Raw genomic sequence first — 24556 nt, 5'->3', positions numbered from 1 at the left:
GGGACTTCGGGACTGGGTCGTCAGATGTCGAGGTCGAGGTCGTCAGCCGAGGCGGCCGGTGCGGGCGCGGCGAAGTTCCGTTCGGTGGCGGTGAGCTCACTGCTGCCCACGGTCAGCTTGTAGTGCCTGCGCGGGTCGAAGTCGGGGAACTGGTCGATCCGGTCGAGTACGTCGCCAACCAGCTTCTTCAGGTACAGCCGTGGTGCGACTCCGACCTTCCCGCCCAGTGCCCCGCCCACAGCCCGGGCCAGGTCGGTGAGGTAGGAGTCGTCGGCAAGCTGCTTGATCCTGTCGGGGGACTGGGAGCCTTCGGTATACAGGTCGCGGATGGTGGCGCCCAGGCCGGTCAGTGATGCCTCGGTGAATCCGGGTAGCCGGATCTGGACGGCCCGCGGGTTGTCGAAGCGGGGGTCGGTGGTGAAGTCGGTGGCGAGGCGCTGGGCGAGCGGTGCGAGTCGCTGGACGCCCTGCTGCCCGTCGTAGAAGGCGGGCGTGCCGGTGATGATGAGATACAGGCCGGGGAAGCGGCCGGAGTGGACCTCGTCGATGAGCTGCCGCAGTGCGTTGAGTGCTTTGTCGCGGGCGTCGGAGCGGACCCGTTGCAGGGTTTCTACTTCGTCCAGGACGAGGACGAGGCCGGCGTGCCCGGCGTCTCTCAGCACGGTGAGCAGGCCCTGAAGGAAGCCGAAGGCACCGAAGTGGTCGAGGTCGCCGCGGACGCCTGCACTGCGTCGGGCGGCTGCGGCGACGTGCGGCTGGCCGCCGAGCCAGGCCATCACCGCAGCGGCGGTGGCCTCGTCGCCGGCATCCAGGGACTGCTTGTATCCGCGCAGGGCGGTGGCGAACGCGGGGGCGTGTCGGGACACCTCGGCCAGGCGGGCAGTGAGCAGCCGGTCCACGGCCTGTGGCAGCTCGCTCTCGCTCGCGCCATCGGCGAGTGCGTCCTCCTCGAGTGCGTAGAACCAGGCGTCTACGACCGGCCGCAGGGCGCTGGGTGGGAAGCTCGCGGTGGCCAGGCGCTCGGTGAGTCGCCGGTAGACCGTCTCCAGCTTGTGCAGCGGGGTCTCGGTCTCTGACACCTGCACCTCGGCCACGGCAAAGGTGCGCCGTTTGGCGCGCTCGCTGAGCCAGCGAGTGAAGAAGGTCTTGCCGGATCCGTACTCGCCGCGCACGGCCTTGAACACCGAACCGCCTGCGGCGGCAGTGTCCAGTTCCTCATCGACGGCCCGCTCGAAGCGGCCGAGTCCGGTGGCGAGCAGGTCGAGGCCGCTCTCGGGGACGGCGCCGCGCCGCAGCGCGTCCACGACAGCACGCCGCCGCACCGCGCTGACCGGGGTGGTAGCCCCGGATGCTGAAGATCCAAACGCGTTCACCCGAATAGTCTCCCATCCAGCTGCCCACCTGGCCGGACACCCGGCCGTGCACCGCGCCGCCGGTGCTCGGAGCGGCCGGGCGGGCCGACTGCACCGCCCGGCATGGCCGCAGACCCCCGGTTCACAGTCCGAACTGCTCGATCATCTGGCCCCGGTGCAGGCGCAGGGTGCGGTTGTCGGGCAGAATTTCCAGGATCTGGGCGCCGTCATAGTTGAGGAGCTGGGCCAGGGTCGCGGCGAGGCCAGGGGCTCGGGTGGCGGGTTGGCCGGCGCGTTCGGCCAGGGCGGTCATGGGCAGGGTGCCCGCTTCGACCAGCGCGGCCAGAGCCTTCGGCAGGACCGCCTTGTCGCGCGGCACACGGGCGAGCAGTGCCAGCTGTTCCTGGTACAGCTCGGTGGCCATGAGGCGATTCACCAGTGCGGTGGCAGGGTCCTCTGTTTGATCGGAGACGGGTACGGCCGCAGGCTTCACTACAGGGGCGACAGGTTCCTGTGGTGCGGAGGGTGCGACCTCGTCCTCGCCGAAGAGACTGATAGCGCCCTCTGTCACGGGCGGGGCTGACTTCTTGGCCTGCTTGCGGCTTGGGCGTGCAGCGGTGGCCTCGGGTGCCGCGATGGCATCGGCTCCGGCCTTCGTCTCGGCCTCGAGTCCGGTGGTGGCGTCGTTGTCCTGCTCCCACCATGCGGGCGTAAGGTCGCCCAGTTCCCGCCACCCCGTAGGTGGCTCCGCGCCGAACGGCAGGAGGGCGAGGAGGGGGATGGTGAACTCGGCGAGGGTTGCCCCGCCGTGGTAGCCCGCCTTCAGCGCGGTGTACCGGGCGTCGTGGTCCCGCAGCGCGACGATCCGCGATCCGGGCTCCGGCCAGACTACCCGTGGTCCGGACAGCTCGATTTCGGCCGGTGTGACGGGTCCGCCGGGGGCGCGGTGACGGGCCGACCCTATGGCGCCGGCGGCCGTGTCGATCTTGCTGCCGCGTCGCTCGACCACATGGCCGTGGTCGGAGGTGAGGAGCACGGTCATGTCGTTGGCGCGGGCGGCCCGCAGCAGCGGTTCCAGGTCGCCGATCTCCTTGATCTCCCAGGCGCCGTCGCCGAGCTTCTGCTCCTTGGCGAGCCGGTCGTCGACGGTGTTGAGGACGACCGCAACATGGGTGCGCTCGTCGGCGAGCGCTTCAGTCAGGGCGGTGGAGAAGGGCGAGCCGGTGTCGGGGCTGCGCAGATCGTCCTTGTGGAAGACAGCCGCAGGGGCTCCCTTCCAGCACGGGTGCTGGGGGAAGAGCCGCTTCTCGTCGTTCTGGTCGCCCTTCATCAGGGTGCCGGCGAACAGCGAGGTGCGGGAAACGGTGGTGAGGGTGGGCAGCGCAGCGGCCACGGCACGCCTCACCGGTGCTCCGGTCGCGCCCTGAAGCGGGTCGAACTCGGACCAGTGTGCGTGCAGTTCCTCACCCAGTTCGGCTGCGATCGCCGCACTCATTCCGTCGATGAGGAGGAGCAGGACCCGTCGGCCGGGACAGTCCACGACGGGCGCGACGACCCGGTCCAGGAAGCTTTCGACGGTGAGCATGGCGCCGGGGGCGGTGCCATCTGCGGTCCACACTGCGAGCCGCTCGGAGAACGCGCGGTCCAGCTCACGACGTTTGCTGCGCACCTGCTCGCCGATCCGGCTGTAGGCGTTGGCGAGTGCGTCATCTGCGTCGCCACCCGCGTCCAGGTGTTCCAAGGCTCGGTCTACCCAGCCGAGTTCGCGGATCTGGCGGTCGGCGCCGTCTGCCACCGAGGCGATGTCGACTTCAGGCTGGGACTCCAGCCACCGCCGCAGCCGCGCTGCCATCCGTACCCGTTCGATACGGGCCTGGGTGGCGCCGTCGACGGCCAGGGCGTGTTCGGCCAGCGCGGTGATGGCAGCCGTGACCGTCTCGGGGCCGCCGTCGGCGAGGGCGCGGCCCGCGGCGGTGAAGCGGGCATCGAGTCCGGCGGCGAGCAGCGGACTGGCAGCGGCGGCGGTCTGCGCCCCGAACTGTGTGACGAGCTGTGCGGCCCTGCTCAGGACCGGGTCGGCGAGCCGGTGTTCGCCCCGGTCGACGAGGCCGCGGACGTACGCCTCACCGCTGTGACCGAAGGAGGCAAGCAGCCGGTCGAGGTCGTCGCCCTGGGCGGGGGGCTGGTCGCCGAGCCATCGCTCGGCGCGCCCGCGCGCCCGGTACAGGTCGTGGTCGGCCTCCGCGTGCCCCCACAGAGCCGCGCAGACGACCGCGTAGGCGGCTGCGTCCGCCCCGTGGTCGGCGTCTACCAGGGCGGTAGTGATCTTTCCGGTGGAGCCGGCCTGTTCGGGTTCGGCGAGGAAGCGAGCCAAGCCGGCCCGTTCCGGTCCGCGCAGGTCGCGCAGGAGGTTGGGGCCGCCTGGGATGTGGGTCCACCGGAACAGGGTGATGGGGTCGATGCGGTCTCCGTCGTCGTGTGCGGCCGGCCCGCCCAGCGCGTCCGTGTCACGGCGGCCGAGCCGGAGCCGACGCCGGGCCAGCCGGGTGAGGGCCTCGTCTCGGGACAGCAGTCCTTTACCGAGGGAGGGCCAACCGCGGCTGGCCGCCGCGTCAAGGAGCGCTTCGGCCGCCCAGGTCTCCCTGCGCAGCCGCCCGTCGAGACCGCGCGCGTCGAACGCCTCCTGCACGACCTCCCAATTGTCGACGGACCGGATCCTTCCGCCGTAGACGCGGGCGAGCAGCCCGGGGTCCAGGTCGGTGTCCTCGCGGTCGGTGAGGACGACCAGGACTTTGGGGTCGGGAGGAGTCGGCGCGTCGAGGTGGCCCAGGATCTGCTCGTGCACGGCCAGCACCGAGGGCGCGACGACCACCCGTGCCTGCAGCCCGCTCGCCGTACGCTGCACGGCGGGCCCGTCCCAGACGGGAGCGGCCCGCAGCAGCAGTACGCGGACCGTGCCGTCACCGAGCCGGCTGCGGGCGGCGAGGTACTGACGGACGGTTCCTGCCGACAGCCGGGCGGGGCCGGCGGTCGCGGTGACTGCGGTGACCGTGTCGGACATCAGTCGACGACCTTCCAGATGACCTCGACGGTGGCGTTCGGGTGCTCGGCCGCGAGCGCCGCGATCTCCGCCTGCAGTTCGGCGGCGGCCCGGGCGGCGGTAGTCCGCCCGCCGCCGGAGCGGGCCACGGACCGGGACGGTGTGCGCGGCCCCGGCTGCTGCGGCGGCTCCGGCAGCACCTGCGGGTGGGCGGAGCCGCCGTTCAGGTCCACGCTGTCGGAACTCGGCGGAGGAGTGGGCGACGGCTGGGGGCGCTCGGCCGTGCTCTGGCGAGACCTCAGCAGGGACAGCACTTCCCGGCCGCTGGCGTGCAGCACGCCCGGCAGATCGGGGTAATCCCCTGGGTCGCCAGCGGCGGCATCCCGCACCCGCTCCAGGACGGCCGCACCGTCCACGCCGAGGGTGTCGGCCAGGCCCAGCTGGTCCCAGCTGGTGTTCTGCAGCGCGCTGGCTACCTTCCCGGCACTCTTCAACGACATGCCGTACCGGTGTGCGGAAAAGTCGCCGAGAGGGAAACGGGCGAGCCGGTCCACGACGGTCTTCGCCTCGATGCCAGCTTCCGTCACCTCCTTGACCAGCTCCTGCGCCCGCCGGGCAAGGACGAGCCGGGGGGAGTCGTCGTTCAACTGGAGGAAGCCACGGTGCTTCTCCAGCTCCCCGACGAGCCGTCCGGCGTCCTGGCCGAGTGAGGCGGCAGCCTGCTTGATCTGTGCGGCGAACTGGTTGACGATCCGGCCGCGCCGCAGTTGCGGCGCCTGGTCGCCGAGCATGGTCTCGAACCGCTTGCGCGCCTCTGTCCAGTCGCTCTCCGTGGGCAGTTGCTGCTCGCGCAGGGCGTAGTCCGGCTTCAGCTCGTGCGGTGCGGGCGCGGGTTCGATGGGGACGCCGCCGCGCACCCATACCCGGTCGGTCATCTCCGCGTACGCGGCGGCGAGCAGCCGGCGCAGCGGCTCGGGCAATCCGCGCGGCTCGGGAAGGTCGGTCCAGTCGGAGAGCTTGACCAGGGTCGGCTCGGCGGTGCCGTTCCGGCGGGCTCGGTCGTTGAAGTGGTCGGGCCAGGCGGTGGACTGCCGGTAGTACGCCTCCCTCATGGCGCCGAGCCCAAGACCGCCCGCGATCCGCGCCATGGTCTTGCGGTCCTTGCTGTCGACCTCGGTCTGCCCGTCACGGTTTTCGGCGGCCTTGCGCACATACTCGAAGACGGTCTTGATCTCGGCAGGCTTCACCGGCCTGCCAGTGCCGTCCGGGTCCAGGTCGGGGTGGGCGGGGTACTGATGGGCGAGCAGCTTGCCGGCCAGGTCACGGGCGGCGGTATCCAGAGTTGCCCCGAGCGGAAGCCGCAGCTCGGGTACGTCCTGCTGGGCGACCAGGTGGGTGTCGAAGCTCAGGTCGACGACCCCTTCCTGCTTCTGCGTGAGCCCGTACGCCTGCCGCAGCGCCTGGGTAACGCGCTCGGTGAGGATGAGCAGCTGCGACTGGAGCATGCCCTTGGCGCGCTCTTTGTCGTCGGCGTTGAGGCTGCGCGCGAAGTCGGAGTCGAAGCGGGTCTCGTCAGCGAGGGCCTTGTCGATGACGACGAGGCGCTCGAAGTCGCCGCGGGAAGCATCGGTCAGGTGAGTGGGCAGCCAGGCCAGCGTGCGCGAGTCACCACCCGGCTTCTCCCGCAGCGCACGCAGCCGCTGCAGGTCATCCATCGGCCCGAACTCGCCCTCGTCGTAGGGGAAGTCGACAATGAGCCGCCAGGCGTCCTCCTGGCTGGGCCGCAGGGTCGCCTCGGGCAGCGAGTCGACATCGGCGACGTTACCGAAGACCACCTCGACCTGCCGTTCGGTGCCCTTCCACACCAGGTTGAGCACGTCGTACGCGTCGAAGCCGCCAGGCCCGTCGCTGACGCCGAGCGCCTCCTTGAGCAGGCCGCGCATCTTGGCACGCCGGTTGTTCTGGTTGTTGTGGACCTGGGCGTTGGCGAGGACGGCGTCCAGATCGACGCCGGTGAGCTCCAGGCGCACCACCGCACCCGGCCCGGTACCGGTCACCTTTATCTCGGGGAAGGTCGCCGCCCACTCCTTCGCCTTCTGCTCCAGCCGGCCGACCTCGGTCCCCGCGATGCGGGTAGTGATGGAGCCGTGGTTGAGGGCATGCAGCCGCGCCAGAGTGAGGTCGGCCAGCGCGGGCACACTGGGCGCGAGCGCAGACAGCAACAGGGTCTGCAGCAGTCGGCTGTCACCGGTGAAGTCGCGGCAGCGGGCCGCAAGTTGAGGGTCGCCGAGGGTCTCGGGGCGGCGTCGGTACGCCTCGACCTGGTCCTCGGTGACCTGGTTGGTCTTCAGCAGGTACGGGCGCAGCTTGTCCCGGTACAGCTTGTCGGCAGCCTCGAAGTGAACACTGGTCTCCCCGCTGAACGCCTTGTCGCCGCCGCCCGCGATGGCCGGGTACAGATCGCCCAACGGCACAAGCTGCCCGAGCCGCCAGTCGTCGCGGTGATCGACGAGCAGCTGGCTCATCAGCTTCAGGCCGGTGCGGGAGCGCTGCAGGGCCGCGGAGATGTGTACCAGGGTATCCATGAACGCCGGCGGGAACGGGTACGTCCGCCTGAACGCGCCCTCGTCCGCGCCGGTGGTGGACTTGTCGTGGCCGAGCAGGGTGTCCCACACGTCCGGACCGAGCCTCTTGGCCTCGGCGAACGCAGCCTCCACCTTCGCCTCGGCCTCCGGGCTGGTGGGCTTGAGCAGGCGGGCCTGCGCGATCTGTGGGAGGTTGCGGTCCTCCAGGACGATCTTGTCGAAGCGCCCGCCGCTGAGCTTCAGACTGTCCTGGACGGCGGCCTCGGCGGCACCTGACATCTCCTCGCCGACCAGCTCACGCAGGTCGCGCTGGCGGGCGATGAATGACACCACCGGGATGGCGCGCCGTTCGTCGCCGCCCTCCACAAAGTTCGTGATCTTGTCGGCTTCGCGGGAGACGAACTTCTGGTCGTGGATGCGGGAGGCCAGCCACAGGATCAGCTCGTCCATGAAGAGGACGAGCCCGTCGTAGCCGAGGGACTTGGCGTGCGCGGCGATGATGCCGAGCCCCTTGTCCAGCGAGACGAACCCGTCGGCATCCTCGGAGGCGTTACGTGAGAACGACGGGAACAGGGTCTGGGTGAGGTCCTGCACGAGTCGGGCCCGCAGTTCCCGCGGCGTGGAGGGGTTCTCCAGGTCGAGGTCCTTGGTGTTCTCGTGCTCCTCCGGGGCGTTCACCGCCTGATCCAGCAGTTCGGTGGTCCAGGCGAAGGAGTCGCCCCACTCGTCCTCCTGGCCGTCGCCGGCATCGGCGAGCTGCTCGATCACCCGCTCGTCGCCGTTCCGGCGGCGCTGCTCGGCGAAGTCCTCGAAGAGCCCGTCGGTCCGGTAGACCTGCGGCAGCGGGCAGCCGGGGTGGAGTTTCCGTACGTGCTCGACGTACTTGCCGAGCACACGCTGCTCCAGCGACTTGGAGCCCAGCATGTGGTAAGGCACCAGCAGGAACTTGCGGTCGTCCGCATCCAGCCAGGCGTGCCGGGCTCGCACGGGGTCGAGGTCGCGGCGCGCCCGGGCGGCTTGGTTCCGCGACAGCAGCGCGTAGAGCACCGCCATGAAGTGCGACTTACCGGAACCGAACGAGCCGTGCAGATAGGCAGCCTTCGACGAGCGGCTGTCCAGCGCGGACTTGATCAGGTCGAGGGCTTCGTCGAAGTTGCCGAGCAGCCGGTCGGTGACGACGTAGTCCTTCAGCGCCGCTTCGGCCCCCTCGGGCGTGACCGCTTCGTTCAGCTTCAACACGAAGTCGGAGGTGGACACCGACTCCGGGATGTCGATCAGCTCCCGAAGCAGCGGCCGGTCCTCGGGACGAGGATTGTTCCTGTTCATGAAAGCCATGGTGTGTCTGCTCCTCGCCCTGCTCAGGCGGACTCTGCGCCGCTGACGGCAACGGTGACGGTGTCCGTGTCGGCGTCCGCGATGGACGTCTGGATGGCGGCTTTCGAGCTCGCGCGCTTCTTCGGCGCGCCGGATCCACGGCTGGCGGCGGACGGACGCCAGGCCCGCAGCGCATCGTCGGTCAGCCCGAGCTCACCCTGCTTCTGCTGCCTAAAAGCCAGAATCTCGGCAGCCGGCGACGCCCCGAACTCCGGGTCGTATTCGCCATACCACTGCTCCAGCCACGGCTGCAGCTCAAGCAGCCCGGCCAGGTAAGGCACGAGGTCGTCGTCGCTGAGCCCAGCCTGCTGGATGTACGAGGCGAGCGCGAGGGCCTGCTCCAGGTGATCCCAGCCGGCCCACCCGTACAGCTCCGGCGACTGCGCGTTGACCGTGCCATACGACACGAATCGCTCCTTGGGCACATCGAGTTTGCCGCGTGCCCGCCAGTAACTCGGCTTTAGGAAGTCGGCGGAAGCGTACTTCGGCGGCACCGGGGTGCGCTCACGGATCTTCCGCTTGGCGGGCTCGTCCGGTGCGGCGTCCTCCTCCCTCTGCAACTCCCACACGTGCTCCCAGTCCGCTCGCTTCTTCAGCCCGGAGGGCTTGTAGCGCAGGGCAGAGACGAACGGCACGTGTTCCTCGGCGAGCAGCTCGCGCACGGTTTTGGTGAGGTCCTGCCGGGGCGCGTACAGCTCAGCCACGGCGGTGAAGTCCTCGTCGGCGGAGAGGCTTTCGGCGAGCCGGGCAAGGGTGATGACGGTCGGGTTGCCCTGCCCGTCGAACCAGTACGAGCGGTCCTCGATCCGGTCGAGCAGCCAGGAGCGTAGCGCCTTGTGCCGCATGATGTCCCAGCTTTCGGTGGCCCAGCGCCGCTTGTACTCAGGGCGCTCGACCATGCCGATGGCTCGGTTGGACTCGATGGCGTCGATGCGTTTCTGGACGAGGGCGCGGTAGTCGGCGGGCCAGTGGCCGGGGATCTCCCGGATCTGCTTCGATCCGTGCCGATTGAACCACTCGTCGCTGGCCTCGCCGGCTTTAACCCGACGCGCGAGCACGATCTCGAAGGCCCGCTCGCCGAGGGCAAGTTCGGGCACCTCATCGGGGTCGGAGAGACGCAGGTCCTCGGAGTGCAGGTTGTATAGGGAGTAGACCTGCCAGTCCAGCTCCTCCTGGAGGGCGATCATGCGGGCGCGGAGGGAGGCGTAGCGGCTTTCGGCTTCGCGGAGGGCGGGGGCGGTGGGGGTTGTCTTGGCTGCGAGCGCGGCTGGGGTGGCGGCGGAGAGCTGTTGGGCGAGGGTGTCGAGGGCGGTGGCGAGTGCGGTGGGGTAATCGGTGGGAAGGGGGAACTCCTGGAGCTTGGTGCCGGTGAACTCGTAAAAGCGCTCCCAGACCTGTGACTTGTAGCCCTCGTTTACGCCCTGGCTACCCTTGTCGTGACTAACCATTTTGAGCCAGAACCCAGCGGTGGAGCTATTGAGCAGCCCAAGCAGCCGCACATGCTCCTCCTCGCTTGCCCCTTTGTTGAGTACGACGACCGGAGCGGTACGGATGAATACGCGCCGCCCGCGGTTCAGGGTGAAGTGGTTGTGCGTAGCAACGAACGGGAAAGCGATCGTGAACTTCGGCATGTACCTGTTCTTGAAGAACATGGAGTACTCGAACCAGGCCAGTCCACGTTCCAGTTGTGATTTACCAAAGGCGACGCGGTCGATGAGGTAGCGGCGGGACGGCCACAGGAAGCGCTTCAATTCCGGCGATGCCATCGCCTTGAGAGTCTTCTCGTCATATGGCCACGCTGAGGTCGTCGCCCCGCTGATGGTGAAGTCGCGGACGGAGCCGCCGTCCACGAGCTGGCGTGCTTCGTCATCCTTGACGCAGGCACGTCGCAAGGCTCCCGCACCGACCATGAACGCTTCGTCCTCGCGCGTCACCGCACCCGCACCAATTTCCTGCGCAACTGATCGGAGCTGGGCACGTGATTCGGAACTTAGCGTCTCTACCATCTCAAGTCCGCCATCAGCCAGGATCCACGGCTGCTTCCCGAAATAGCGACCCCGCTCCAGGTCGTCTACTGACACCCACTGTCCCGCGCTCCTCGGTCGGTCGATCAGCTCAACGATCGCCCGCCACACCAGCCCCTCCGCTTCCTTCCCCTCCTCCGGCGCCGAAGGCTCCCCCTGCACGCTCCGCACCGTTCGGATCGTCGCCTGTCGCTTTGATCCCTCCCTGGGTCGCCCGATGAGAATCACCGTCGGCGTCCCATGCCCCGGGATGACCGCCCCCGACGTGTCGATGACCTCCGTCAGCTCGACCTTGTGCGCGAAGTACTCCTCGATGAGCTTGGTGCCGAATTCACGCTTCATGAAGGAGTTCGCTGTGATCTGGCCGACCATGCCGTAGCCGTGCCCGTCCGCCCCTCCCTTCTTGGCTAGTTCGAAGAACCGCTGGGCGAAGGGGACCGACAGTGCGTACGTCCCTGCGCACGCGTTGTACAGCTCCCGGTACAGCTGGTTGAGCTGCTTGTCCTTGACTGTGATGTAAGGCGGGTTGCCTACGACCACGTGGTAGCGCCCTTGCTCCAGAATCCCGGGATGCTCGTGCACGTCCTCTGTAGCGTACGAAAAGTCGGCCAGCGGGTCACCGGCTGCGCTGCCGCCCTCCTCTTCAAGAGCGAGCCCCAACTGCAGCTCCAGCTGCCGGTTCTTGATGAGCGAGTCGCCGACCGCGAGCTGGATGGGCCACTCGTAGCGCCGTGCCTCCTCGAAAGTCCGCATGCCGCTCGCGGCCATCGCCGCGACCAGCAGTCGGAAACGGGCCACTGCGACCGCGAACGGGTTGAGGTCCACCCCGTGCACCGAGTTGAGGGCCGCTCGCACCCGCTCGTAAGCGCCAACCTCGGGCCGCTGCTCAGCCCACATCCGCACCAGCCGCCGGAACGCCCCGAGCACGAAGTGCCCCGACCCGCATGTCGGATCGATCATCTTCAGTTCTTCGAAGCCGAACTCCCGCACCGCGGGGGTCATCGTCCGGTCGAGGATGAACTCTTCCACGAACTCCGGCGTTTGCAGCAGAGCGTACGTCTTGCGGGCCGCCTCGCTCAGGTCTTGGTACAGGTCGCCCAGGAACCGGGTATCCCAGCCCTCGGTGCCGTCCTCGCTCAGCGGGTCACTGAAGTCGTGCACGAGGACCGGACCGCCCGCCCCTTCGTCCCCGCTGACCTCACTGGCGCGTTGCTCACGCCAGAATGTGAGCAGCGCGCCGGCGCCGTCGTGCGACAGCGGGATCTGGTAGAGCGGGTTGTGATCACGATCGAAGAGCAGCCGCCCGGCCTGTCCGGCGCCCAGCTCGGTGAACGCCCTCTCCAGCCATCCGCGGTACGTCGGGTCGGTGTCCTTCTCCAGGTATTCCTCGAACCGCGCTTGGGCGATCTCCCGCCCCGCCACGTCGGGGGAGGTGATGTACGGCTCGGCGATCAGCCGATTGTCCTCGCTGAACCGCACGAAGACCGTGCCGAGGACCCAGGCCACCGCGACCTGGGTGATCCGCTCGCCGAGCCAGGCGTTCCACGTCGCCGCCGTACGGCCCAACTTCCGGGCCTGCTCATACTCCCCACGCAGCCGCGTCCCGACCTCAGGGACGGCTTTGACCTGCTGCTCCAGGTCGGTCTCTGCCGCCTTGACCTGCTTCTGCAGGTCGGCGAGGAGGCTCTGGCGGTCGATCACGAACGGCTCCAGTCGGGAATGGGAGAGGAGGGAGAAGATCGGATTAGAAGGGGTGAAACTGGTCAGGCGTCCGGTGCGAGGTGTTTGCGGGCGACCCAGGCGTCAGGCACAACGATCCACTCGTCGAACCCTGCCTGGTAGGGAACACTCTCCCCGGCCAACCGCGGCGCCCGTGCCGGATCGGACTGGGCCACGAGCAGCCACAGCGGGCTGCCGCCCTGCCGAGCCTCCTCCGAGAGGCGCCCGAGCAGGTCGAGCGCGTCGTAGCGGGCCAGCACCGCAGTGTCGGTGAGCAACAGCGGACCATCGGCCTCCGCTAGCTGCTCCCTCAGCCGCGGCTCGATCCGCCCCCACGCCTTGTCGGTGCGTATGCGCAGCTGCTGGTGAGCCCGACTACCCGGCTCGGCGGCGTCCGCCTTGAGGACGGTCTCCCAGGTCGGCCGGGCAGCCTCGCCGACCACGCCGCGCAGTTCGGCCACGAACAGTGCGGTCACCGACACCGGCCGAGCCCTGTATGGTTCGCCGGTCAGCCGCCGCACCGCGTCCTCGGCCCGCCGCTGAGGCACGGTCAGAACCCGGAAGCCGTCCTGCCGCGCCGAGTGCGTAAGTCGCTGCTCAGCCTTGACGGCAGCGGCGACGGCCGCGTCCGCGTCGTACTGGGTGGGGGCGGAGCGGCGAGCCGCCGAGGCGCCCCAGCTCGCTGAGGTCAGCCCGGCAGTGGCGTCCCCGGAGGGGCGATCCGGGATGAGCCGGAGCACCTTGTCGTAGCGGGTGGCCAGTTTCAGGTCGAAGCCGGCCTGCTTCAGGGTGCGGACCAGGGCGCTGCCCGTGGGCAGCTCGCGCGGCGCCAGCGGATCGGTGCCCAGGTCGGGGAAGCGAGTGGCGACCCGCTTGTGCAGCGCGTCCACCGTCAGGCCCGGCTGCCGCTCCTCCTCGACGCCCGGCTGCACGGCGACCACGCCGGCCTGGGTGATCCGCAGCGCACGCACCAGGTCCAGGTCGCACGGGTAGATCTCCAGGCGCGGGGTGAGCGCGGCCCGGGTGGAGGCGGCAACCGCGATCTCGGCCGTGCGCCGCTCGTCCCAGCCCAGGCTGCCCGGCGGCCGTCGCACCGCGTCCAGCTCGGTGAGGACCGTGCTCGCCGTCGGCAGCGACTCAAGCGCCGCGAGCCGGTCGGCCCGCACGCCCAGGTTCAGCGCGTACTCCTGCAGGGCGGGCAGCGCCGGGGTGTCCGGACCGTCCACGTCCTCCCGGACATCCAAGGCGAGCAGGCCGAGTACCGGATCGGCGCCCTTGGGCATGCGGGCGTGGAAATAGCGAAAGAGCGGCGGGGACTCATTGTCGTAACTCTCTCGTTCGACCACCGCACGCAGCAGCGACAGGGCGAGTGCACGCCGGTTGCGCCGCTCCACGTGCTGGGTGCCGCGCCGGGCGATAAGCGCGTCGGCGAGCTCGATCACCGGGGCAACCCGGCCGCGCTCAGCCAGAAGCTCCACCACCTGCTCACGCAGCAGCCCCAGGGCCGCGTCCTTATACCAGCGCTCGCGCGCCTTCTTCACGATCTGCGGGATCCGGCCCGCGGTCAGGCCCACCGCATCGGCGACGTCCCGCTGCCGGACCCAGGCCAGGCCCCCGGGCAGCGTGCCTGTCTCATCGGGCAGCCGCAGCAGCAGCCGGATTGCTTCGCGCTCCTTGGCGTTGGAGCGGGCACTACCGCTGGACGGCTTCGGCACCAGGCGGGCGGCGAGCGCGTCCAGGCTCAGGCCGCCCAGCACCTGCGGGTCGGTGACGTCCCCGGCGACCGACTCCGCGACCGCCCGCTCCAGGTCGGAGAGCTCCTGGCCCGCCGCCTTGCGGGCCTCCGCGCTGAGCGGCGTGGGAGCCGCCTTGCCCAGGCGCGCGTTCCATTCTTTCTGCCGTCGCTGGATCTCCTCCCGGGTGCGCGAGCCCATGCCCGGCGCGGTGAGGAACTTCTTCGCCGAGTAGTCCAAGACGTCACCGACGGTGTTCAGCCCCATCGCGAACAGCTGCGACTGCGCTGCGACCGTCAGACCCGCCACCGACAGCGGCGTCTTTCGGTCGGCGCGCTCGGCCTGCTGGTCGCGGACCTGCTCAGCGGAGACGTCGTCATCCTCCCGCCCGATCCGCGGCTGCGCAGCCGACTCGGCAACCGCGTCGGTGCCGCCCTTCGCTCCGCGCCCCGACTTCTCACCGTGACCAGTGCTCGGCGCCGTCGTCTGCTGTGCGTCTAGGAAGATCCGCTGCCAAGCACGTTCCATCGGCTTGAGATCCGGAAAGCGGTCCTTCACATCCCGGGCCAGCGCCTTACGGAAGAACGCCACCAGGCCGTCCCGGACGGCCGGCTCAAAGGCGTCTGCCGCCAGCTGCGGGTACGGCCATTCCTTCGCATCCGTCTGCCGGGCCGTGACCGAGCCGTCACCCCAGCGGGGCAGCTCGTTCGACGCCATCTCATGCAGCGTCACGGCCAGCGCATACCGCTCGGCGTGCCCGTCGTACGAGCCGCGCGTGATGACGCCCACGAACGGGTCGAGATAGCCCTCGGTGCCCGCCTCGATCTCCTTCGCCGGGTACCCGGCGAGCGAGAAGTCGATCAGCACCAGCTGACGGGTGCCGTTGGGGCGGACCCGGATCGCGATGTTGTCCGGCTTCAGATCCCGGTGCCAGATCCCCTCCGCCTCCAAGTGCTCCACAGCACCGAAGAGGTACTTCCCGTACGCCTCCAGCTGGTCCATGCCCAAGCGGCCGTTGTCCCGCAGCTGGCGCGCAACGGTGTCCTCCCTGCGGCGCGGCCCCTTACTCGCACTGCCGTCCTGGTCCTTCAGCTCCCGGCTGTCGCCCACGTACTCCAGGACCAGGACCCGGCGCCCAGCCAATGTCAGGGGCTGCGGCTCGTACAGCGAAATGATGCTGGAGTCCCTGTGGATCCGGCCCAGGACCTCCGCCTCACGATCCAGGACAGCATGCTTGGCCTCGCTCAGCGCGACCTTCAGCACTGCCACCGGCAGGCCGCCGCTGCGCCGAGGCTCGCCCTCCAGATCCCGCACCAGGAAGGCCCGCGCGGTCGAGCCTGTACCGAGGCGGCGCACGACCTCCCAGCGTCCGGCCAGTATGTCCCCGGCCACGGCCTCCAGCGGGTCCTTCTCCGGCTCGGATCTTTCCTCGCCCACGCCTGCGGCTGAACCGCCGTCCCCGCCCGCGACTGCAGCCGCATCCCCGCCGCCCGGGACCTCCTCGACGAATGCCTGCTCGACGTACTCCAGCATCTCCAGGAAGTCGTCGACCGTGGACAGACGCCGACCCGGTTCGTACGCGGTGGAAGCCTCCACCAGATCGTCGATGTCCGGATTGAGACCGTCGACGAGCGCGCTGGGACGCAGACTCTCGCCGGCCTCCAGACGTGCCATGACCTCGCTCTGGCTCGCGCCAGGCGCTTGCCCGGTCACCAGCAGATACGTGAGCACGCCGAGCCCGTACACATCGAGGCGTACTGGATCGGCCTTCGGAATCCTCAGCTCCGGAGCCAGATAAGGATCTGCCTGCTCGGCGACATGGAACCCCGTCACGTTAGTCGGAGCCAGGGTCAGCGGCCGGCCGCGGCTGGAGCTTTGCCCAGTGGCGATCTGCCAATCCGCGATCTGCGTCCACGGACGCAGCCAGCGCTGCTCCTCGCCGAGCTCCCGCCCGCGTGGACCGCGGTCGCGCGGAATCACATGCACCGCGTGCGCCGACAGCGTGCGGTGGTGGACCCGCCGGGAGTGCGCGGAGCGCACCGTCTCGGCAAGCTGCCGCACCAGCGCGAGGCGCCCCTGCAGGTCGAGACCCTCACCATGCTGGACCAGGTAATCGTCCAGGCGCAGCGTCTCCGGGTGGTAGTCGAAGAGGATCGCGGGCCCGGCGGGATGCCCCGACGGCAGATAATTCTTCAGCTGTACCGCACCGGGATGACGAAAACGGCTGAGTACCGATGCCTCGCGGGCGGCGGCACGCTCCACCGAGCGCCGCTCGTCGTCGGAGGCACCACGTTCACTGAGGAAGACCCGTACCCGTGCCAGATCGTGCAGCTGGGAATGGCGTCCCAGATAGTCGGCCCAGGACGGCCCGGAGTCGAACGCCTTCGCCTCCAGGAGGTAGGAGCCCACCTCGTGCTGGCGGCGGATCGGTGCGATACGGAGCTTCTTCAGGGCTGCATCGACAAAGCGGGATGCCTCGGCTGTGATCTGGTAGCGGGCGTCTCCCGGCGGCACGGCCAGCATCTCCACCAGCTGCTTGACCGTGAACACGCCGTTCATGTCGGCAGCCGGAAGGTTCACCTGAAGCTTGTCGTCCGTGAAGCAGACAGCCTCACCCACCCAGATCTTCGTTCGGTGCGCGGGCCGACCGGAGACGCCGTTGATCAGGCCCGACAGCTCCTTGGCCTTCCGGTTCGCCAGGTGCAGCGGATTGCCGTGCCGACGGCTGGTCCCGCTGGGCGTGGTCTGCACCCAGTCGTTGCCGCCGCCGTGGACCGAGCCGTGCCAGTCCTTCAACTCGACCAGGAAGACCCCGGCCGGCGCTACCACCAGAAGATCGACCTCACGGACGTGCCCGCTGTTCGCGGTGAACATGAAATTCGTCCAGGCACGCCACGGCTCCTCATCTGGCAGACGTCGGCGGATCGCCTCAAGACCACGGCGCTCGTGCTCATACTCGGACTCGGTGACCGTCGTCCACCGGTCTTCCAGCATGCGGCTCCCCGTCCGTGTCTGTAAGCCTGCCGTAGTTCCTGCCGCTGCGTTCAGGAAGCACAGCTCAACCCTCGGACCGAATCCTAAAGGGTGTCACTGACATCAAGAGCGGCCTGAGCGTGCTACGACCGAGGCCGCGGAATCCCAGACCCGGCGTCGATGGAACGGGGCAGAGTGCGCCGCGAACGAATGTGCGCGGGATCGCCGGTTTTACCAACCGGCGATCCCGCGCTACGTTGCCGCGCTCTTGTGCGCCAATGATCAGCGTGAACGGCTGACGGCTGGGTCGGCCGTAAACATGGGCGTGGCCGGGGGACTGGTAGCGAGGCTGGTCCTGTGTTCGCGGCCCGCAGGCTGTGCCTGGTGCGTGCCGGTCTCGTGGGCGAGGGTTTCGGCGAGGCCGGCCAGCAGTGAACTCGGGGTGTGCGGGACGCGGTGATGGCCCAGGTGGGCCGGTCCGGTCCGGGGCCGGCCCAGACGGTCCAGGTGGCCAGGTTCTGATTCGGGTGTTGTGCTGTGAAGGCGTCGAACTGGACGCCCACGTTCCCGTCGGGGGATGTCCAGCGGATCCATCGCCCGTCCACGGTGTGCTTCCATCCGGCGTCGGAGAGCGGCTGGGTGGCCGCGGTGACCATCTTCTCGTCCACCGGGACGCCGGTGGTCGTGTCCCAGCCGTCGCCGTCGGCGAGGTGATTCAGAAGTTCCGCTATCACCAGGGCGGGGGTGGCGCCGGTCGCGGCGAGGACCCACATGCGGTCGGAGACGGGCGTCTCGTAGGCAGCCACGGTCCACGCGGTCTCGTGGGCCGGGCCCTCGTGAACGTGCTCGATGCGCAGGGTCTGCGACTCGTGGATGGCGTGGGTTGTCTCGTCGGACCAGGTCCGCCACTTCTCGAACTCGCCGTGCCTGTCGAGGAAGGAGTCGAGGAGGGCGTCGTGGTCGCCTGCATCGGCCAGGTAGACGGGGACGGTCTTCGGCTCCGGGCGGTGAGGCCCGGGTTTCGCTGCGCCGAGGTCCAAGGCGGTGCGGGCCTGGACGGCGGCGCGCTCGGCGTCGGTCAGGGGTGCCGGACCGGGGCGCATGTCGGTGCCGTGGACCTTCTCGAAGGCGAGCAGGGCCTGAGCGGGTGAGTCGAAGGTGTCGGCGACCTGGCGCAGGGGGTCCTCGCCGTGGAGGTAGACCGACTTGCCGTCACGGCCGAGGTACGTGCCGACCGCGACGGTGGTGTGGCCGTCGTGGGCGTGTGCGTGGATGAGGAGATGGCCGTGGCGGATGTCGTCGTGGATCTTCTGCGCGTGGTTGGAGACCTCGCGGATCTCGCTGCGGGTGCACCACGGCATCGGATAGTTCGCCCAGGTCCATTCCTCGTCCATGGCCTCCCGGAGTCGAGGGGTGATTTCGACGGTGATGCCGCCGGCGGACAGGTGCTTGGCTGCGTCCTCAGCCCAGTAGGGCTCCTCGTGGTCGATGCGGGCTAGGACCAGGACGTTGTCGGCGAGGACGGCCCAGTCGGCTGCCTCGAGAGCTATGAGAGCGATGTGGGCCTGGCTGCCGGTCAGGACGGCGGTCACGGCGCTGGGATGGGCTGGGTGGGTGTCGAGGCGGACGTGAGCGTCAATGGGGGGAGTCACGTTGGGGTGTCGTCTCTTCTGCCGGTGGCCGGGCCTTCGGGCCCGGCCACCGGCGTGTGCGGGGTGCTTATCGGGTTGCTCGCGCGGCGCGGGTGGCGTGAGCGGCCGTCGTGGTCGGCGGGCCGGCGCGAGTGGCGGGTGCCGGGCGCGGTCGTGGTGGCGGGACGGTTCCGGTGGCGTGCTGCCAGCGGGCGCGGACGGCGCTGATGTCGGCGAGGGCGCGGCGGGCGCCGACGACGAGCTGGAACGGGGTGTTCGCCGGGTCTCCGGCGTACGCCGAGATGCGCTGGCAGGCGTGGTCGGCGGTGGCTAGGAGGGAGCGCTGCAGGGCGCGTTCGGCCCAGTGCTCCACGGATCCGGCCGGTTCGGCCAGCAGGCGGAGCACCTTGCTGGGTTCACTCGCGTTGTCGAGCAGGCCGCGCTGTTGGGCTTCCCATAGGACGGTGACGGGGGCGACGGGCTCGCGGCGGCGGGCCAGGGCGGTCAGGCATTGCCACAGGCCGGCGTGCAGGGGCCGGGTGAGGTCGTCGGGGAGCAACCACCGGACGGACTCGATGTCGGCGGGGTGGGCGGTGGCGGTCGCTAGGAGCAGCTGCTCCTCCTCGACCGCCTCGGAGTGGTCGGTGGTGATGGCTGGCGGCGGTGCCGCGGTGCGGGGCAGCACTCCGGCGCGCGGCGGGAACCGGCTCGCGATGTCGTCCACGACCGCGGTGAGCGCGTCGGCCTCGGCGAGCACTGTCTCGACTGGGTGCGGGTGGGTGGCGTCGTCGACGCTCTGGATGAGGCGTTCGGCGGCCGTCTGCAGGCGCCGGCGGGCGTGTTCGGCCTCGACCATCCGTGCGTAGGCGGGTGCGTGGCGGGGCCAGGGGCAGACTTGGACGAGGGTGTGCAGATAGGAGGCGGTCAGTCCGCGCGCCTGTTCGCGCCCCGTGGCGAGCACTTGGTCGAGCCATTTGGTGTTCTTCGCGTGCTCGGCGGGGTCGGGCGGAGGCAGGGTGCTGATGGCGGTGAACAGGGCGGCGTGCGCGGCGGTGGAGAACGAGTCGGCGGCGATGCCGGTCACGTCGCCGAGGCGGTGTGGATGAAGGAGGAGGGCGCCGAGGAGGGCCTGCTCGACGTGGAACACCGGCTGCGGCGGTGCGATGGCGGCGAGGTGCTCTTCTTCGGGTTCGGGGACGTGGGGCATCAGGCTGCGAGGGTGAAGTCGTCGGGGTTGACGGTGACGCCGAGGTGCGGGGCGAGGAGGTGGCCAGCGAGCAACGGCGGTACGGCGTTGCCGATCTGGGAGAACTGCTGGCCCTTGTTGCCGGCCCAGGGGTAGTCGGCGGGGAAGGTCTGCAGGAGGCCGGCCTCGCGGGCGGTGATCCGGATCGGCTCGGGTACCACTGGCGTGTCCGTGTCCTCGGTCGGAGGCGAGGCTGGTTCGGCGACCCAGGTGCACTCGTTCGCGCGGTGCCCGAAGAACAGTGTGCCCGCTGGCTCGGACAGCGGGCGGACGGTGGCGTTCGCTTGGTTGTTGCTGCGCAGGGACCAGGACCAGCGGTGTGCGTCGGCGGTGAACGTCGGCGCCGGAGCGTCGGCGGCACGGTTCTGTCGTGCGCCGTGCCGTGCCTTCCAGCCAGTTCCTTCGCGGCGGGACTGCAGGAGAACACCGTCCGGCCTGGGCATCCAGGTGCCGCGCTCCCGGGCGTCGGAGAGCGACTTGCGGGAGCCCGAAGGGAACGGTTCGGGTCCGCCGCCGGGTCCGCCGCCGGCGCAGACGGTGGGAACGGGCCGGTCAGTCGCGCCCCATCCGAGGGCCTCGGCCATGCTGACCCAGCGGGCGCGGCCCGGACCGAACAGCGAGTCAGGCTCGGCGACTTGGGCGTGGGTGGGCGTGGGAGGCTGTGCCGTACGCACCCGGGAGGCGATCAGGATCGCTCGCCTGCGCGTCTGTGGAACGCCGAAGTCAGCGGCGTTGAGGATCCCGTACCAGACCGAGAAACCCCAGCCGCGCGGAACGGCCGCGTACTGCTTCCACAGCGGCAGAACGTCCGGCACCTCCTCCATCGCGACCCACTCGGGCTCTCCGACCGTGTTCAGGGCATGCAGGTAGCGCATCGGCTCGGCCGCGAGCAGGGAGCGCTCGTCGCGGCAGGCGGCGAGGAGACGCTCGCGGGTGTCACGGCCGACGGCGAGGTCCTCCACCGCCGTGTGCACCAGCGGCTGGTCGAGCAGGCCGAGGCGTTTGCCGGCCATGCTCCATGCCTGGCACGGCGGGGACGCGATCAGCCCGCTCGTGCGACCGAGGAAGGGCCACGTCGGATACATGGCCACGTCGGTGCGGATCGTCAACTGTCCGGCAGCCACACGGGTTTTGCAGGCCCACTCGTCCCATTCCAGGCCGACGTCGCGCACACCGAAGACTGCCAGTGCCCTGCTCCAACCACCCGGACCCGCGAAGAGGTCGAGTATCACGTGGCCAGCCCGAAGTCGTCGCGGGTCAGCACGTCCGCGTCCCCTCGGCACCCCCACGGGGAGCAGCCGTCCACGACGCCGTTCTCCAGCGCGTCGGCTTCGTCTGCGTCTATGCGCAGTGCTGCCCGTTCGGCGGCGGTGACGTGGTCGATCGGCGCCTGGCTCAGCGGGACGCGGGAGCGGTGCAGGAACGCCTCGCCGAGCAGTCGGCTGCCCGAGGCGTTGGCGCGGGCATTGCCCTGCCGGATGGCCGCATCGAATTCGACGACGTCCGCCCACTCGGAAGGGGATGTGTCCCTGATGTGCCTCCACTGCGCATTTCCGTGGAACGGGCATCCCAGGCAGCTCGATTTCGGTGTCTTCGCCAGCCCGAGCGAGGTCAGGTAACGAACGCAGTCCGCTCTGCTCCAGCCAAGGTCCAGGAGTGGATGCCGGTTGCGCATGTATTTCACATCGGCGTCTTTGGCGCGGTGGAACTCGTCGGTGGAGATCCCCACCCACTGCTCAACGAACACGCCCTTGGGGATGCGCGAGGGGTAGGGGTGTCCGAGGAGTTCGCGTACTTTCTGCTTTATTGGTTTCACCTTGTATTCGCCGGTGCACTGCCTGCGGGTCATGCCGGGCCGCCCGTCCTTGTTCAGGATGTGCAGGGACATGGAGGCGAAGCGGTGGTCCGGGTTCAGGGCGTCGCTGCGAATGTTTCCGGCTGAGACGCGGAGGACCGGTATGCCGGCGGGCTTGGCTATCTCCTGTTCCAGTCGGTCCAGGTGGGCGTAAACGGCTTGGGGTTCCCATCCGGTGTCGGCGAATATCGCGTAGTCGACCTTCGGGAGGATCCCTTCTGCTGAAAGGGCGAGCAGGGTGCTGGACTGAACTCCCGCGCCCAGGGAAAGGGCACGGAATTGAGGCTGATCTGAAATGGTTTGTCCTGGAGATGGGGAAATGGGGGGCGCGCGCCCTCAATGAGGCTGGTGCGTCAGCCGGCTGGGCGGGATTAGCCGGTCGCGGTGTATGGCGTGGTGGAGGGTGGGGATGCGGTCGAGGAGGTCGGTGGCCGACTCGATGAACTGCTGTGGTGAGGGGCGGATGAGGATGGCCGGCCCCTTCGTGGCGTTGGCTCGGCGGCGTTGGTTCTCCACGGCGCGGGCGAGGGCTGCGGTCAGTTCGGCGCTTGCGTCCTGGGCGGCCTTGGCGATCTGCGCGATGTGGTCGAGGAGCAGCAGCTTCCCGGCCGTGGTGTGCGGCGTGTGCTGGGCGAGGTCGAGGAACAGCCGCAGGGCGGCGCTGGCGAGGTCTTGGGCGTCGGTGATCCGCGCGGCCAGTGCGTGCGCGTGGCCGGTGGCGTTGGTGCGCAGGGCTCGGTGCAGGACAAGGGCGTCGGCCACGATCCGGTCGAGGGCCTCGGTCAGGGTGGAGCGATCAGAGCGATCAGGCACGGGTCTCCGTGAGGGTGGTCGGGTGCAGGGCTCGGGCGAACGCGGCCGTCAGGTCCGGGGCTTGGGCAGGGTTGGTGGCCAGGGCGCGGACGACGGGGGTGCCGATGACGACGGCGTCCACCAGCGGGGCGACGCGTGCGGCGAGGGCTGGGGTGGAGATCCCGACTCCCGAGACCACGGGCAGTGGGCTCGCGGCGCGTAGGCGCTGGGTGAAGCCGGCGAGTCCGGGGATGTCGAGCGGGCCTCGGTAGCCGGTGGGGGCCGTGGTGGCGGGTGCGTAGAGCCATCCGGAGGCGCCGGCGACCGCGGCCGGGAGGAGGGGGTCAGGGGTGGTGCGCGGGATGAGGTGTGGGGTGCGAAGGCCAGTCGCTCGTGCGATTTTGTGCCAGCGGGCCGTTTGGTGGGCGGGCAGGTCGACGATCATCACGCCGGCGGCGCCGGCGTCGGCGAACAGGCGGGCCACGTACGCGGGGCCGTGGCGGCTCACGGGCTCCCAGTAGGTCATGACAACGGTCGGCCGGAGGCTGGCGGCGTGTTCGACGGCGCGCACGGCGTGGTCGAGGGCGTTTCCGCTGCGCAGGGCGCGGTGGTAGGCGGTCTGAATGACGGGGCCGTCGAGGGCGGCGTCCTCGGTGGGCAGGCCGACCTCGAACAGGTCGGCACCTGCCTGCGCGAGCTGGTCGAGGTGCTGGCGCTGTGCGGTTGCCGGGTACAGGCCGGCGGGGACGAACACGCCCAGCGCACGGGGTCCTTGGGTGAGGCGGGTGTGGAGGGGATCGGCGGTGGCCAGGTTGGAGCCTGCCTTTCCCGGCGGGTGGGCTGTCGCCGGAGGTCAGCGGCGGCGCCCGGCCGGTGGAGTCGTGGGCGCGGGTGGGCTGGCGGTGTGGCGCGGTTGCGCGGCAGGCGGTATGGGCCGGCGGGCTGGCTGCTGAAGGCGGGGGCGACGGCGTCGAGGGTCTTGGTGACCTGCTCGGCCTGGTCGTGGGCGTCCCGGAGCTGCTCGGCGACGCTGTCGGGGAGCCGGTCCCATTGGGCCTGGTACTGGTAGCGCTGGATGATCTCGGTGGCGTTGCGTAGCTGCTCGGCGAGCTGTTGCAGGATCGCGGTCTGCTGCTCGGGGGCGGTCGCGGTGTGAGTGGCCTGCAGGAGCGCGTCCAGGGCGGTGGGCAGCGGATCGTCGTCCGTGGGAAGGCTGTAGAGCTGGGCGTGCAGGGCTTGGGCGAAGACCGTCACGGGGCCGCCGCAGGAGCCGTGATCGTACTTGGCTGCCGCCTGTCGGCGAACGCTGAAACTGACGACCACGTCACGGGGAGCGGCGCCGGGGCGGATCTGGTCGGCAAGCGCGCAGGCGAGGTCATGCGCGCTCGGGGTGTCGGATGACGTGGCAAGACTCCAAGGGGAAAGCGGTCAACGGCTGGGGTGCGAAGGTGTGTACCGCCGCGCGCCCTTGGCCGCGGCTCGACGATCGTTCACACCCCGCCCCCCCGCGTGGGGTCAGCGGGTGCGACGGCGGGCCGCAGGCGTGGTCGGTGAGCCGGGGGCGGCAGCTGACGGGCGGCGGGGAGCGGGAGGGATGTCGGACGGCGTGGGGATGCCGAGGTCGACACGGACACTGAGACCGTGGGTGTAGGCGTGGGTTTCGGCAGCTGTCACAGCGCCGAGCAGGCGGCGCTCGTCTAGTCCGTCCGGCGGCCGATAGGAAGAGCCGTTTGGGGTGAAGCCGTGCCGTTCCAAGAGGGAACGGGCGGCGGCGGTCCTGGCCGTCACCGCCACGGTGCCGTCACAGAAGTGGAAACGAATCTCCGGATCGGCGACGGGACTGCCGGGGCTCCAGCGGGTCGTCCAGCAGAGATCGATCAGGCCATGGGTGTGGGCCAGGAGCCCGTACATGGCGACCCCGGCGCGCTCGTGCGCGTCCTGGGCAGTGCCCGGGGGGAGCAGGTAGAGCGTGCGGCCGAGGTGCTCGCGGGCGAGGAACCCGGCCTCGGTCAGCAGCCGGTCGGCATCGTGGATGCGGCGGTTGATGATGACGAAGGTGTGCCCGTCGTCGGTGGACCCGATGAACACATCGGGGATGTCCAAAAGAGACACGGTGGTCCAGGGGATCGGGGAACGGGATCTGGTGGCTGTTTCAGCGGGCCCGGCGAGCCTGCACGTGGTGGTACCGCGCCTGCCGAGCGGGACGGCCGCGGCCATGACCGCGTCCAGCGC

General features: G+C 69.8%; 12 protein-coding genes. All 12 read right to left on the bottom strand.

All coding sequences use genetic code 11. The annotated features are described in order from the left end of the window. Nucleotides 1-20: 20 nt before the first annotated feature. The 12 genes from brxD to N8I86_RS06470 all read right to left on the bottom strand — a co-directional run bounded on the left by brxD (nt 21) and on the right by N8I86_RS06470 (nt 24541). On the bottom strand, nt 21-1373 hold the full coding sequence (gene brxD, locus N8I86_RS06525) for a BREX system ATP-binding protein BrxD (protein WP_263277355.1): 1353 nt from the start codon (nt 1371-1373) through the stop codon (nt 21-23). A gap of 121 nt (nt 1374-1494) precedes the next feature. Next, entirely contained in the window at nt 1495-4413 is a 2919-nt protein-coding gene (gene pglZ, locus N8I86_RS06520; RefSeq protein WP_263277354.1) for a BREX-2 system phosphatase PglZ, read from the bottom strand. Beyond that, nucleotides 4413-8312 (bottom strand): BREX-2 system ATPase PglY, encoded by a 3900-nt coding sequence (gene pglY / locus N8I86_RS06515; protein WP_263277353.1) that lies wholly within the window; start codon nt 8310-8312, stop codon nt 4413-4415. The genes pglZ and pglY overlap by 1 nt, the downstream gene beginning before the upstream one ends. 23 nt (nt 8313-8335) lie before the next feature. Beyond that, nucleotides 8336-12076 carry a BREX-2 system adenine-specific DNA-methyltransferase PglX gene (pglX, locus tag N8I86_RS06510; protein ID WP_263277352.1) on the bottom strand — a complete coding sequence of 1247 codons (3741 nt, stop codon included), beginning with the start codon at nt 12074-12076 and terminating at the stop codon, nt 8336-8338. Nucleotides 12077-12138: 62 nt separating this feature from the next. Continuing rightward, complete coding sequence (gene pglW / locus N8I86_RS06505) at nt 12139-16821, bottom strand: BREX system serine/threonine kinase PglW (protein WP_263277351.1); 4683 nt, start codon at nt 16819-16821, stop codon at nt 12139-12141. 122 nt (nt 16822-16943) lie between these two features. Next, complete coding sequence (locus N8I86_RS06500; RefSeq protein WP_263277350.1) at nt 16944-18392, bottom strand: SPDY domain-containing protein; 1449 nt, start codon at nt 18390-18392, stop codon at nt 16944-16946. 127 nt (nt 18393-18519) lie between these two features. Next, nucleotides 18520-19638 (bottom strand): DnaB-like helicase N-terminal domain-containing protein, encoded by a 1119-nt coding sequence (locus N8I86_RS06495; RefSeq protein ID WP_263277349.1) that lies wholly within the window; start codon nt 19636-19638, stop codon nt 18520-18522. After that, nucleotides 19638-20909 (bottom strand): DNA cytosine methyltransferase, encoded by a 1272-nt coding sequence (locus N8I86_RS06490; RefSeq protein WP_263277348.1) that lies wholly within the window; start codon nt 20907-20909, stop codon nt 19638-19640. The genes N8I86_RS06495 and N8I86_RS06490 overlap by 1 nt, the downstream gene beginning before the upstream one ends. Beyond that, nucleotides 20906-21769 (bottom strand): adenine nucleotide alpha hydrolase family protein, encoded by an 864-nt coding sequence (locus N8I86_RS06485; protein WP_263280075.1) that lies wholly within the window; start codon nt 21767-21769, stop codon nt 20906-20908. Before N8I86_RS06485 ends, N8I86_RS06490 begins: the two co-directional genes overlap by 4 nt. A 99-nt stretch (nt 21770-21868) precedes the next feature. Further along, nucleotides 21869-22345 (bottom strand): hypothetical protein, encoded by a 477-nt coding sequence (locus tag N8I86_RS06480; RefSeq protein WP_263277347.1) that lies wholly within the window; start codon nt 22343-22345, stop codon nt 21869-21871. Then, nucleotides 22338-23078, bottom strand: a complete 741-nt coding sequence (gene trpA, locus N8I86_RS06475) for a tryptophan synthase subunit alpha (protein ID WP_263277346.1) — start codon at nt 23076-23078, stop codon at nt 22338-22340. Before trpA ends, N8I86_RS06480 begins: the two co-directional genes overlap by 8 nt. 761 nt (nt 23079-23839) lie before the next feature. Beyond that, a complete protein-coding gene (locus N8I86_RS06470; protein ID WP_263277345.1) occupies nt 23840-24541 on the bottom strand; it encodes a restriction endonuclease subunit S domain-containing protein in 702 nt (233 codons plus the stop codon). Nucleotides 24542-24556: the final 15 nt, after the last annotated feature.

It is taken from the genome of Streptomyces albidicamelliae, from assembly GCF_025642175.1.
In the GTDB taxonomy this organism is placed as follows: domain Bacteria; phylum Actinomycetota; class Actinomycetes; order Streptomycetales; family Streptomycetaceae; genus Streptomyces; species Streptomyces albidocamelliae.
This window is presented reverse-complemented; position numbering and strand designations above follow the sequence as displayed.